The 13,296-nt window shown below is 46.6% G+C and carries 13 protein-coding genes and 1 tRNA gene; 12 read left to right on the plus strand and 2 right to left on the minus strand.

Going from position 1 to position 13,296, the window contains the following annotated elements; all coding sequences use genetic code 11:
- From A3750_RS14185 to A3750_RS14240, 12 genes are all read left to right on the plus strand, one after another.
- Positions 1-928 (plus strand): YCF48-related protein (locus A3750_RS14185; protein WP_068548387.1); only part of this gene is annotated, 928 nt, incomplete at its 5' end.
- Positions 929-969: 41 nt separating this feature from the next.
- Positions 970-3,327 (plus strand): RND family transporter, encoded by a 2,358-nt coding sequence (locus tag A3750_RS14190; RefSeq protein WP_068458484.1) that lies wholly within the window; start codon positions 970-972, stop codon positions 3,325-3,327.
- Positions 3,328-3,531: 204 nt separating this feature from the next.
- Entirely contained in the window at positions 3,532-5,469 is a 1,938-nt protein-coding gene (gene thrS / locus A3750_RS14195; protein WP_068458482.1) for a threonine--tRNA ligase, read from the plus strand.
- 67 nt (positions 5,470-5,536) lie between these two features.
- Complete coding sequence (infC, locus tag A3750_RS14200; protein WP_082863367.1) at positions 5,537-6,055, plus strand: translation initiation factor IF-3; 519 nt, start codon at positions 5,537-5,539, stop codon at positions 6,053-6,055.
- Between the two features lie 72 nt (positions 6,056-6,127).
- Positions 6,128-6,319, plus strand: coding sequence for a 50S ribosomal protein L35 (gene rpmI / locus A3750_RS14205; protein WP_068458480.1), 192 nt, complete (start codon positions 6,128-6,130; stop codon positions 6,317-6,319).
- A gap of 31 nt (positions 6,320-6,350) precedes the next feature.
- Complete coding sequence (rplT, locus tag A3750_RS14210; protein WP_068458477.1) at positions 6,351-6,710, plus strand: 50S ribosomal protein L20; 360 nt, start codon at positions 6,351-6,353, stop codon at positions 6,708-6,710.
- 111 nt (positions 6,711-6,821) lie between these two features.
- Entirely contained in the window at positions 6,822-7,820 is a 999-nt protein-coding gene (pheS, locus tag A3750_RS14215; RefSeq protein WP_068458476.1) for a phenylalanine--tRNA ligase subunit alpha, read from the plus strand.
- A gap of 19 nt (positions 7,821-7,839) precedes the next feature.
- Positions 7,840-10,212: a phenylalanine--tRNA ligase subunit beta gene (gene pheT, locus A3750_RS14220; protein WP_068466145.1), complete on the plus strand. Its 2,373-nt coding sequence runs from the start codon at positions 7,840-7,842 to the stop codon at positions 10,210-10,212.
- A 3-nt stretch (positions 10,213-10,215) separates the two neighbouring features.
- Positions 10,216-10,518: an integration host factor subunit alpha gene (ihfA, locus tag A3750_RS14225; RefSeq protein WP_068454304.1), complete on the plus strand. Its 303-nt coding sequence runs from the start codon at positions 10,216-10,218 to the stop codon at positions 10,516-10,518.
- A complete protein-coding gene (locus tag A3750_RS14230) occupies positions 10,499-10,855 on the plus strand; it encodes a MerR family transcriptional regulator (protein ID WP_068454302.1) in 357 nt (118 codons plus the stop codon). Before ihfA ends, A3750_RS14230 begins: the two co-directional genes overlap by 20 nt.
- A 131-nt stretch (positions 10,856-10,986) precedes the next feature.
- Positions 10,987-11,063: transfer RNA gene (locus tag A3750_RS14235), tRNA-Pro, on the plus strand.
- Positions 11,064-11,088: 25 nt separating this feature from the next.
- Positions 11,089-11,967, plus strand: a complete 879-nt coding sequence (locus A3750_RS14240; protein ID WP_068458173.1) for an AEC family transporter — start codon at positions 11,089-11,091, stop codon at positions 11,965-11,967.
- Between the two features lie 34 nt (positions 11,968-12,001).
- Here A3750_RS14240 and A3750_RS14245 read toward each other — a convergent pair whose 3' ends face one another.
- Together A3750_RS14245 and A3750_RS14250 are read right to left on the minus strand one after the other, a co-directional pair.
- Entirely contained in the window at positions 12,002-12,916 is a 915-nt protein-coding gene (locus A3750_RS14245) for a M23 family metallopeptidase (RefSeq protein ID WP_068466144.1), read from the minus strand.
- The coding region (locus A3750_RS14250; RefSeq protein ID WP_068548388.1) for a DUF4124 domain-containing protein at positions 12,916-13,296 on the minus strand (381 nt) is incomplete at its 5' end. The genes A3750_RS14245 and A3750_RS14250, both read right to left, overlap by 1 nt.

The following is a 13,296-nucleotide window of genomic DNA, read 5'->3' on the forward strand; positions in this document are numbered from 1 at the left end:
CCGGGGTGCTAACTGGGTTCAGGCATCGGTACCTGTTTCAGTGCTATTGACTGCGGTTGACTTTGTATCTGCTGACAAAGGTTGGGCCGTTGGTCATGGCGGGGTCGTTCTTCATTCAAATGACGGTGGTATTAATTGGGTGAAGCAGTTTGATGGCAATAAGGCGAATGAGTCGAATATCGAGCAGGCTAGAGCCTATATTGCTGAGTTGGAGTTCGAGTTGGATGAGGTTGGTGGAGAAGATTCGGATCTTGAGTACGCTATTGAAGATGCGGAATATGCATTGGAAGATGCGCAGCTAGACGCAGAAGTAGGCGCAGCAAAACCACTTCTTGATGTGATGTTTTTAGACGATAAAACAGGTTTTGTTGTGGGTGCTTACGGCTTCCTTTTCAAAACGGAAGATGGCGGCCTGACATGGGCTAATTATGGAAACCGTTTGGATAACCTTGATCGCTTTCACTTAAACACGATTGCGGAACTCGAGGGCGGGGCGTTATTGATAGGGGGCGAGGCCGGAATGTTATTTAGCTCCTCGGATCAAGGAGAGAGTTGGGAGACCTTAGATTCGCCCTACGATGGTTCATTTTTTGGTCTGGTTCCGCTAGAAGGTAGAGGGCAGGCTTTGGCATTTGGTTTGCGCGGGAATTTGTTTCGTACTGAGAACGCAGGCGAGTCGTGGGAGCAGCTTAGCTCAAATACAGAAAGTACGCTGATGTCAGGCGCGTTTGATGGAAATCGAAAAGTGAGCATCGCGGGCAACGGAGGTGTTGTCGTGCTAAGCGAAGATGGCGGTAAGACGTTCTCGGCATACTCTCGAGAGGAGCGACTGGGACATACAGCCTTGACGTACATCACTCGTCAGCGTGTTGCGCTAGTCGGTGAGTCGGGTGTTGAGCTAGTGACTCCCTCAGGCAAAAACCTTTAAGCACTTTATCTCAATCTCAAATTTTGTAAGAGGATTTACAAATGGCTAATGCCGACCAAAGTTCTGCGGGAACTTCAGCAAAAGGTTCCGGTTCAGTCGCAGAGCGTCTGATATTTGAAAACCGTCCGGTGATTCTTGGACTGTTTTTATTGATTACTGCTTTTCTAGGATTTAATGCAGCGCAAATTAAGCCTGATGCTTCGTTTGAGCGCTTAATCCCGTTGGAACACGAATTTATTCAGAACATGATGGATAATCGTTCTGATTTGGAAAACTTGGGTAACTTTATCCGTATTGCTGTGGCCGTTGAAGAAGGCGATATTTTCAATCAAGCCTACATGCAAACCCTGAGTGAGCTGAGTGACGAGGTATTCAAGCTCTCTGGTGTTGATCAGGCCGCTGTGCAGTCTTTATGGACTCCCAATGTCCGCTGGGTCGAAGTTACTGAAGATGGCTTCCAGGGTGGGACAGTTATTCCGGACGATTACGATGGCACTGAGTCATCTTTAAATCAGCTACGTGAGAATATCCTCAAGTCAGGTCAGGTAGGGCGACTTGTTGCGGATAACTTTAAGTCGACGATTATTTACGCCCCACTTCTGGATATCGACCCGGAGACAAAACTTCCTCTTGATTACGCTGATTTCTCTAAAAAGCTCGAAGACAAAATTCGTGCGCAATACGAGGAAAAGAACCCCAATGTGTCGATTCATATTGTCGGTTTTGCTAAAAAGGTTGGTGATTTAATTGAGGGTATTGGTGCTATCGCAACCTTTGCGCTAGTTACAATTGGCCTGACACTTAGCTTTTTGTTTATTTACTCTCGCTGTGCGATTGCGACGACCGTTCCGATTGTCACTTCGATTGTTGCAGTGGTCTGGCAGTTAGGCTTACTCAACATATTTGGTTACGGTCTTGACCCGTATTCGGTGTTGATCCCTTTCCTCGTTTTTGCAATCGGCATTAGTCATGGTGTGCAGATCGTAAATCAAATTGCGGTTCAAAGGGCTTCCGGCCTAAACGCGCTCATGAGTGCGCGCATGGCCTTCAGAAATTTGGCGAGGCCAGGCATTTTGGCGTTAGTCAGTGATGCCATCGGGTTTTTGACGCTGTTTTTTATTGAGATCGAAGTGATTCGTGATCTTGCTGTCGCCGCGGGTGTTGGTGTTGCTGTAATCATTATTACGAACCTTGTGCTCCACCCTGTGTTGATGTCTTACACCGGGCTAAGCAAGGGCGGGTTGAAGCATGCCAAGAAAGTCGAGATGAGTGAGCATAAGCCTTGGCGAGTGCTTTCTTTTATGTCTCATCAAAGCGTTGCGCCAATTTCGATTGTGATTGCGATCCTAGGTTGTGTCATTGGACTCTACTACCAGAAAGACCTGAAGATTGGTGATCTTGATCGAGGTGCCCCCGAGCTGCGTCCAGACTCGCGCTATAATTTGGATAATGCCTTTATCATTGATAACTATAGTACTAGTGCGGACGTGCTGGTTGTCATGATAAAAACAGAACCGCAGATGTGTTCTTCCTATGAGTTGTTGGATGTGATGGACCGAATGCAATGGCAACTTGAAAACACGGAAGGTGTTCAATCTACCGTATCTCTCGTTACTGTTTCAAAGCTCGTAACTAAGGCCTTGAATGAGGGCAGCTTTAAATGGTTTGAGTTGTCTCCCGATCAGCAATTTCTTGATTCGACTTTACAGCGAGCGCCTGCAGGACTCATCAACACAAATTGTAGCTTAACGCCCATGATTGTATATCTTGATGATCACAAAGCAGAGACGTTAAATCGTGTTGTCGACGAAATGAAGAGCCTCATCGAAGCTTATCCAAGTGAGGACTACACTTTCCTACTTGCTGCTGGTAATGCAGGGGTTGAGGCAGCAACGAATGAAGTTATTGAAAAAGCGAAAACTGTGATGTTACTTTCGGTTTACGCGGTTGTAAGTTTTCTTTGTCTCGTAACGTTCCGTTCTATTGCCGCCGTGATTTGTATTATCACACCTCTAGCGCTTACCTCCGTCCTTTGTGAAGCTTTGATGGCACAGCTTGGCATTGGCGTAAAGGTGGCGACCTTGCCAGTTATTGCGTTGGGTGTCGGTATCGGTGTCGACTACGGAATCTATATCTATAGCCAGTTAGAAGCGAAGCTGAAAGAGGGTATGACCCTTCAGGATGCATATTTTGAGACGCTTAAAACGACCGGTAAAGCGGTAGCGTTTACCGGTGTTACTTTGGGGATTGGTGTATGTACCTGGATTTTCTCTCCGATTAAGTTCCAAGCGGATATGGGAATACTGCTATTCTTCATGTTCTTATGGAATATGATTGGTTCAATGTGGCTTCTTCCAGCCTTGGCTCGTTTTCTTGTTAAGCCAAAAAAAGCGGCTTAGTTGACACTAAATAAGCAGAGCGGTGCGCGTCTCATGTATGTGAGGGGTGCGCCGCTTCTCAATTTAGAGTGTTCAGAAGATTGGCTAGCTATCTAATCTACGGCAATAGTTTATTTTTTAACTCAATCGTATAGAATCCCGCCCTCTTCTAATTTCCATTGTCATGTGACCCATTGTAGGGGCCACCACTGAAACGAGGTGAATATGCCTGTAATTACTCTCCCAGACGGTTCAAAACGAGAATTTGATAAAGCGGTATCGGTTAGCGATGTTGCTATGGATATTGGTCCTGGTCTTGCGAAAGCAACGATTGCCGGGCGCGTAAACGGAGAGTTAGTCGATGCCTGTGACTTGATTGACCAAGATGCGGAGCTAAGCATCATTACTTCTCGTGACGAAGACGGTGTTGAGATCATTCGCCACTCATGTGCGCATTTGCTTGGTCACGCAATTAAGCAATTGTGGCCAGAGACGCGGATGGCGATTGGCCCGGTTATCGAGAATGGCTTTTATTACGATGTCGATCTTGAGCATCGTTTGACTGACGAAGATGTCGAGAAGCTTGAAAAGCGAATGCTTGAGCTGGCAAAAAAAGACTACGCAGTGGTGAAGAAGGTTGTCTCTTGGAACGAGGCTGTCGATGCGTTTAAAGCTCGTGGTGAGAACTACAAGCTGGAGATTCTCGATCGGGATATCCCTCATGATGCAACGCCGGGTTTATACCATCACGAAGAGTACATTGACATGTGCCGTGGTCCACACGTGCCAAATATGAAGTTTTGTCATCACTTCAAGCTGATGAGAGTGTCTGGTGCGTATTGGCGTGGTGATTCTGATAATAAGCAGTTACAGCGTATCTACGGCACGGCCTTTGCCGACAAAAAGCAGCTAAAGCAGCATTTGAATCGCCTTGCTGAGGCTGAAAAGCGTGATCATCGAAAGATTGGTAAAAAACTAAACCTATTTCATATGCAGGATGAGGCGCCAGGAATGGTGTTCTGGCACGATAAGGGTTGGAGTATTTATCAGACAATCGAATCGTACATGCGCATTAAGCAGCGACAGTACGACTATAAAGAGATCAAGACACCGCAGGTTGTTGATCGTACTCTATGGGAGCGTTCCGGTCATTGGGATAAGTTCAGTGAGCAGATGTTTACAACGCATTCTGAGAATAGTGATTTTGCGATTAAGCCAATGAACTGCCCATGTCACGTGCAGGTATTCAATCAGGGGCTAAAAAGCTACAAAGAATTGCCGTTGCGTCTCGCGGAGTTTGGCTCTTGTCACCGTAACGAGGCAAGCGGTGCTTTGCACGGTATTATGCGCGTACGGGGTTTTACCCAGGATGATGCGCATATTTTCTGTACGGAAGAACAGATTCAGGCGGAGGTCGCTGATTTCATAGACATGTTGCATGAGGTCTATGAAGATTTTGGATTTACTGAGATTCTTTACAAGCTATCAACGCGCCCTGAAGAGCGGGTCGGAAGCGACGAAGTTTGGGATAAGGCAGAGGATGCGCTTGCGAAAGCCTTGGATGCAAAAGATCTGAAATGGGATTTGCTGCCAGGAGAGGGTGCATTTTATGGTCCGAAAATAGAGTTTTCGTTGAAAGACTGTATTGGCCGAGTTTGGCAATGTGGAACGATTCAGGTCGATTTTTCGATGCCTGGTCGCCTAGGGGCGCAATATGTTAGCGATGAACAAGACCGCAAAACCCCTGTTATGCTCCATCGTGCCGTACTTGGTTCTTTTGAGCGTTTTATTGGTATTTTGATTGAAGAGTATGAAGGAGCTTTGCCCTTTTGGTTGGCGCCAGAACAGGCAGCAATACTCAATATTACCGATAAACAGTCAGAATATTGTGAAAAATTGCGAGAAAAGCTAGAACTAAGTGGGTTTAAGACACACTTAGACTTGAGAAACGAGAAGATCGGCTTTAAAATCCGCGAGCACACAATTGCCAAGGTTCCTTTTTTGCTCGTTGTCGGAGACAAAGAGATGGAAAATGGAACTGTGGCTGTCCGAACTCGTAAAGGTGAAGACCTTGGAGTTATGACTCAAGACGAAGTTGTAGCGCTATTTAGTCGAGAGTCAGAAAGTAAAGGACGTAGCATAGACAACGACAAGTCGGCTTAAACCCTCTTGTGCGCTGTCTTTTTGTTTTTGAATAGTTGGAGATTGCGACATTAAGCGAAGCAGCCAAATGGGTAAGGCTAAGAAAGCCACCATCAATGAGAATATCGAGGCGTCTGAAGTACGTCTTATTGACGAAAACGGCGAGCAGGTAGGGATTGTCCCTATCGGTGAAGCGATATCGAGAGCAGAATCAGTGTCTCTTGATCTTGTTCAGATTGCTGACAGTGATCCAATTGTGTGTAAAATCATGGATTACGGCAAAAAGATATTCGAAGAGAAAAAGCAAAAAGCGGCACAACGCAAGAAGCAGAAGCAGACCCAGGTCAAAGAGATTAAGTTACGACCAGGGACGGAAGAAGGGGATTATCAGGTAAAACTGCGCAACCTGATACGTTTCCTTGAAGCAGGGGACAAAGCCAAGGTGACTATTCGTTACCGAGGCCGCGAAATGGCCCATCAAGAGATCGGCATGAAGTTGCTCGAACGGATCGAACAAGATCTAGAAGAGCTCGGAGTTGTCGAACAGCGACCTAAAATGGAAGGTCGTCAAATGATGATGGTTATAGCCCCTAAAAAGAGAAAGTAAAACAAGCTGTAGCAGATGCTACATAGGCGCTTGGTTTTACTCAAATACTTATCCAATGCGGAGTGAGTTATTATGCCTAAAATGAAAGTAAAGAGCGGTGCGGCTAAACGCTTTAAAAAGACAGCCAACGGATTCAAGCATAAGCAATCCTTCACTAGTCACATCTTGACCAAAAAGTCGCCAAAGCGTAAGCGTCAGCTTCGTGGTTGCAAGCAGGTTGCCGATCAAGATCAGCAGTCTATCAAGCGCATGTTGCGTATCTAATTTGGTTCAAGATTTAGTTTAGGAGAACACTATGCCTCGCGTAAAACGTGGAGTTACTGCGCACCGTCGCCACAAGAAAATACTTAAGCAAGCTAAAGGTTATTACGGAGCTCGTAGCCGAGTCTTTCGTGTAGCCAAGCAAGCAGTTATCAAAGCTGGTCAATATGCATACCGTGACCGTAAGCAGCGTAAGCGTCAATTCCGTCAATTGTGGATTGCTCGTATTAATGCTGGTGCGCGTTTGAACGGATTGTCATACAGCCGTCTTATTGCCGGTTTGAAAAAGGCAAACGTTGAAATTGACCGTAAAGTTCTAGCTGATCTAGCGATGAATGATGCGCCAGTTTTCACTGCGGTTGTTGAGAAGGCTAAGACTGCATTAGCAAACTAAAGCCAGGCGAGAGGCGCTGTTGATATAATCTAACCGATTCAGCAGACCTCCGTTTTGAGCATTATGTGATAGGGGGCCTTGCCCCCTATTTTTGTATCCGGAGCAAACTAAATGGAAAACCTAGATCAGCTCGTCCAAATCGCCAATCAGGCCGTGGAAAAGGCCACAACGATTGCGGAACTGGATCAGGTACGCGTTGATTATCTTGGAAAAAAAGGTCAGATCACTGCTTTGCTGAAAGGCTTGGGTAAGCTAGACGCAGCGGAGAGACCCACAGCTGGAGCCAAGATCAATGAGGCGAAAGAAGCGGTACTCGAAAACCTAAACGCAAAGAAGAATCTACTCGAGAGTTCAGCTCTTGAAGCGCAGTTAATGTCAGAAGCGATCGATGTGACTCTGCCGGGTCGGGGCACAGACTTGGGTGGACTTCATCCGGTGACCAAAACAATGCGTCGTATTGAGTCATTTTTTGCTAAGGCTGGGTATTCCGTTGAGGTTGGCCCTGAAATTGAAGACGATTACCACAACTTTGAAGCGCTCAATATTCCGGGGCATCACCCTGCTAGAGCGATGCACGACACATTTTATTTCAATGCCAATACGCTTTTGCGGACACATACCTCGCCAGTTCAGGTGCGAACAATGGAGCAAGGAAAGCCGCCATTTCGCATGATCTGTCCTGGGCGGGTTTATCGTTGTGATTCAGATCAGACACACACACCAATGTTTCATCAGGTAGAAGGCTTGTTTGTTGAAGAAAAGGTTAGTTTTGCAGACCTGAAATCAACGATTGAAGAGTTTCTTCAGGTGTTCTTTGAGCGTGAGCTAGAGGTGCGATTCAGACCATCTTACTTTCCGTTTACTGAACCGTCTGCAGAAGTGGACATCGAGTGGGGTCGAAATGCCGATGGTTCAATTAAATGGCTGGAAGTGATGGGTTGCGGGATGGTTCATCCTAAGGTCTTTGAGGCGAGCGGAATAGACCCTGAACAATACTCAGGTTTTGCTTTCGGCTTGGGTGTAGAGCGCTTGGCAATGCTCAGATACGGTGTAAATGACCTGCGCATGTTTTTCGAGAACGATTTACGTTTTCTTCAACAGTTTAACTAAGTTTTTAAGTGGAATCTCAATGAAGTTCAGCGAACAGTGGCTAAGAGAGTGGGTGAATCCTGCTATTGAAACTGAAGCACTCTTGCATCAGGTAACGATGGCTGGTCTGGAAGTAGACGGCATCGATGCCGTTGCAGGAGAATTTAGTGGCGTTGTTGTAGCAGAGATACTCTCAGCCGAGCAACATCCTGATGCAGACAAGCTCCGCGTTTGTCAGGTCAGCGATGGCAAAGAAACATACAGTGTGGTTTGCGGTGCTCCTAATGCTAGAGCGGGTATTAAGGTTCCGTTTGCTCAGGTGGGCGCTGTTTTGCCTGGTAATTTTAAAATTAAAAAAGCTAAGCTTCGCGGTGTCGAGTCGTTCGGCATGTTATGTGCGGAGGCCGAGCTTGGTCTGGCAGAAAACTCAGATGGTCTGATGGAATTGCCAAATGATGCTCCTGTGGGCGAGTCTGTTTATGACTGGTTGAAACTTAATGATAGCACCATTGAGGTTGATCTTACTCCGAATCGGAGTGACTGCCTGTCCTTGGCCGGCTTGGCAAGAGAAGTAGCGGTGCTTTGTAAGTTAGATGTGTCTGAGCCAGAAGTGCAAAGCATTTCAGCGCAAGTTGAGGATACTTTTCCCGTTACTCTGAGTGGTTCGGAAGCCTGCCCTAAATACTTAGGGAGAGTCATTCGCGGTGTGAACCCAGAAGCAAAGACACCTCTATGGATGTCAGAAAAGTTGCGCCGAAGTGGGCTAAGAAGTATTGAGCCCGCGGTTGATGTGACCAATTACGTCCTTCTTGAGCTTGGACAGCCGATGCATGCCTTTGACCTAAACAAGCTTCAGGGCGGCATTGATGTTCGCTTCGCTAAAGAAGAAGAAACGTTGACGCTTCTTGATGGGCAGGACGTTACTTTGCGCAACGATACGCTGGTTATAGCAGATGCAGCAGGGCCATTGGCGATCGCAGGTATCATGGGTGGTCAAAATAGCGGTGTGACTAGCGAAACAAAGGATGTGTTCCTGGAGTGCGCATTTTTCTCCCCACTAGCCATTGCGGGTAAAGCTCGTTCATATGGTCTCCACACTGATTCATCGCATCGCTATGAGCGAGGTGTGGATTACACACTTCAGCAAAAGGCAATGGAGCGCGCGACGGCGCTTTTAATTGAGATCATGGGCGGGAAGCCTGGTCCGGTAGTTGAAACAGTAGACGAATCTCAGCTTCCCGTTGAGCGAACGGTTCGCTTGCGGGCAGCGAAGCTTGAGTCTCTTTTAGGAATAGCTATTCCCGCAGCTGAAGTGAAAGATATTTTGACGCGTCTAGGTCTCGTTTTGCTCGAAGAGAAGGGTGATGAGTGGCTGTTCTCTGTACCTCCTTATCGTTTTGATATTGCAATCGAGCCAGATTTGGTAGAAGAGGTTGGTCGTATCTATGGCTATAACAACTTGCCGAAAACAACGACGCAGGGCGGTCTGAGTCTGATTCCTGAGGATGAGGCGGTTCAACCCATGCATTTTGTGGAAGACCGGTTAGTCAGTTTGGGTTATCAAGAAGCAATTACTTATAGTTTTGTTGAAGAGGGTCTCCAAGCGAAGTTGGCGCCAAACGATAAGGCAATTCCTCTGGCCAATCCCATTTCTTCTGATATGGGTGTTATGCGCACCTCGCTTTGGACTGGACTGTTAAGTGCAGCGGAGTACAACCAGAAACGACAGCAAGCGCGGATCAAGCTGTTCGAAACGGGCCTTAAGTTTATTGATGTGGATGGCGGCATTAAACAGACGCGCATGTTGTCCGGCGTCGTTGTCGGAAACTCAGCCGAAGAGAATTGGTGTAATGAAAAGCGCCCAGTTGATTTTTATGATGTGAAGTCAGATTTGGAATCTTTGCTTTATTCGATCGACAAGGAAGTGCAGTTTGAAAAGGGGGAGAATCCAGGTTTGCATCCCGGTCAGTCAGCGCAGATTGTTAAGAACGGTGAAATCCTCGGTTATTTCGGTAAATTACATCCGAAATTGCAAAAAACCTTTGATTTGAATGGCTCGGTCTTCTTATTTGAACTACGCTTAGAAGAGTTAGTAAAAGGGCAAGTGCCTAATTTTACAGAAGTTTCGAAGTACCCTGGTGTTAGACGAGACTTGGCGATTCTAATAAACAGCGAAGCGTCCTATCAGGATATTAAAGCGGTTGTTCGAGAGAATGCTGGTGAAAGCTTAGTCGGGCTCAAGGTTTTTGATGTTTATGTTGGAGACAACTTAGGCGATGGACTCAAGAGCATTGCGCTTGGTTTGAATTGGCAGCGTGCCGACCGAACTCTCAATGATGAAGAGGTCACAGAGGCCTTCGATTCGATTGTGGCAGCGCTTTCGAAGAGGTTTGACGCAAAAATAAGGAGTTAGAGCATGGGTGCTTTGACAAAGGCAGATATGGCCGAATGCTTGTACGAGGAAGTCGGTCTAAACAAGCGTGAATCTAAAGAAATGGTGGAAGCTTTTTTCGAAGAGATTTGTGACGCTCTGGCGCACAATGAACAAGTGAAGCTTTCCGGTTTTGGTAACTTTGATTTACGTGATAAAAAACAAAGACCCGGACGAAATCCCAAAACGGGAGAAGAGATTCCAATTTCTGCTCGACGTGTGGTAACGTTCAGACCTGGTCAAAAATTGAAAGCGAAAGTAGAAGAATATGCTGGAACCCAGTCATAATCACGAATTACCGGTTATTCCCGGGAAGCGTTATTTTACGATCGGTGAAGTAAGCGAACTATGTGGCGTTAAGGCACACGTTCTGCGTTACTGGGAGCAGGAATTCCCTCAGTTATCGCCTGTCAAACGTCGCGGAAATCGTCGTTATTATCAACGTCAGGATGTATTGACGATTCGTCAGATACGCAGTCTTCTCTATGATGAAGGCTACACGATTGGTGGCGCGAAACAGAAGCTGGCTAACGAAGGCGAAGAGGATGGTAACGTTCAATCCGCTCAGCTAGTGAAGCAAATGATCGCTGAGTTGGAAGAAGTGCTCGACGTTTTAAACTCCTAAGTCCCTTCCTGATTCGAAGAAAGCACGTTCGCTCGTTGAGAGCAGCGTGCTTTTTTTATTTCTGCAGTTTATTTATTAACATCTCTACGCTATGATTCTCGCCGTTCCAACAAACGTTCGTTTGTGGTTTTCGGGATGTAGCGCAGCCTGGTAGCGCACCTGCATGGGGTGTAGGTGGTCGGAGGTTCAAATCCTCTCATCCCGACCAATTCTCTTCTTTTTATGGCAGCCAGATGGAGTTGTTAGTTCGGCTTTTAGAAATCGTTGGGCCCGTTTTCCTGATTGTGTTCATTGGCTTCTTATATGCCCGGAAAAGAAGCCCGGAGCTAAGTCATGCAAATGCCATTAATATCGAGTTATTTACGCCGTTTCTTATTTTTTCTGTTCTCTCACAAGGGGATTTTGAATTAGCTGAGTATGGGGCTCTCGCAGTCGCTGCAAGTATTGTTGTCCTTCTTCCCGGATTTTTGTCTCTTCCAGTTGCTCGCGCTTTAGGGCTGAACTGGAAAACCTTTGTTCCACCGATGATGTTTCGCAACTCTGGCAATCTTGGTCTACCGCTTTTGCTGTTTGCTTTTGGCGAAGAGGCGTTACCTGCTGCCGTGATATTGTTTATCGTCGAAAATACATTGCATTTTTCAGTCGGCATGCGGATGTTGAAGCCTGGCAGCAGTCTGTTCGCTTTGTTCAGAATACCTATGCTCCAAGCCACTCTATTGGGACTATTGTTTGCGCACTTTCATTGGGTCTTGCCGGGATTTATTGCTGAGGCGATAAAAATGTTGGGCCAGATTTCAATCCCACTTATGCTATTTGCGCTTGGGGCGCGTTTGTATGCTGCCAATCTCGATGATTGGAAGGTTGGCCTTATCTCCGGTATTTGGGCTCCCATTTGTGGCGTCGCCGTCGCATTGTTCGTTGGCCTGTTTGTCGATTTGAGTGATCAACAGTATGCAATGCTGATCATCTTCTCGGCGTTACCTCCTGCGGTTTTAAATTATTTGCTTGCAGAACAGTTGAAGTTTGAGCCTGAGAAGATCGCGTCGATTGTTTTGACCGGGAATATGGTTAGCGCCCTGTCGATACCTATCGTCTTGGCATTTGTGTTGTAAAAGCGCCCTGCCGCTGATCCAAGTAATTCGATTATTAGTCTGCCGGCAAAAGCCAGATGTCTGTTTTGGGGTTGATGATAGTGCCATCCGCCTGCTTCAATTTAAATCGTTTGGAGGCCGGCTTACCTTGCTTATTATATTGAATGACAAAATGAAGGTGAGGGCCGGTCGAGAAACCGGTGTTACCGGAATATCCAAGCAATTGGCCGGTTTCAACGCTATCGCCTGGCTTAACGAGTACTTTGCCTATCAATAGATGCCCATACATGGCGTACGTCCCATCCCCATGCAAAACCATTGCATAGTTCGCTTTGTCATAAAAAAAGGCGCTGCTAACACCTGAGTGCGCGTAGGTATCCTGTATATCGATAACAATTCCGGAGCGCGCTGCGGATATTGGTGTACCGACGGGCATCGCAATATCAATGGCATAGTATTGAGGTTCATGACTATGGCTGAATTTTCCACCAAAACCTTGGGAGATGCGTAGGCTCTTATATCCTTTAAACGGTACCGCATATACCTGTTCGTCGGGAACGGTGTCTGGTGCACCTATCAGGCAGCCAAATTCGATGTCTTTTGGCCGCAGCCATTGATCCTTAGTAACGAGAATATCTATCACGCTTGTCTGCTCAATTAAGATTTGTGTTGCGTCTTCATTGCCTGGCACGAGGTAATAGCATTGAACGGGAGCAAACAGAGGGTTTTTGAGCGCAAATACAACTTGGTCGTCTCGCTCTTGTCGGATTAATCTAACCTTCGACGTTTCAGAGCGCGGTTTGCTCGTTTTGATGGATACGTTTTCGACAGCGGTCTGGTCTTTTGGTTTCTTGTCGCTAAAGTGCCAGCGACCCTGTTCGTCTTGATATTTATATATTTGCGCCCAAGCATTTTGGGCGCTAAGGATTAGGAGAGCAGCGAGGAGTCGCGGGAGAAAGCGGTCTTTCATTATTTGCAGTTCTTATCGATTTCGGCGCGTAATTCCTGCTCCATACGTTTACGCTCTCTTTCCGTCACGTTCATCGCTTTGCCGTTTTCGTCATAAAATACGACAGGCCCAGAAATGTCATATAAGCGCTTTTTCGCCTGTTTACAGTATTCTTGTGCCGCGGTTGATGCTGAGTTCACTCTCTTATGCTGTTCCTGTGCTTTGCGGTCAAGCGCATCCTTTCGGGATTGTTCCGCGTTTCGGATCATGTTCGGGTTGCTCAGGTCTGTAGATAGGTTCAAGGGTTGGAGCGTATCACTGAGGTTGGTCGCTTGTTCTTTCACCGGTGGACGGTCGCCAAAATGAATGTTCCCTTGTTCGTCAACCCATTTATATACTTC

The sequence above is a fragment of the Oleiphilus sp. HI0079 genome (assembly GCF_001635105.1).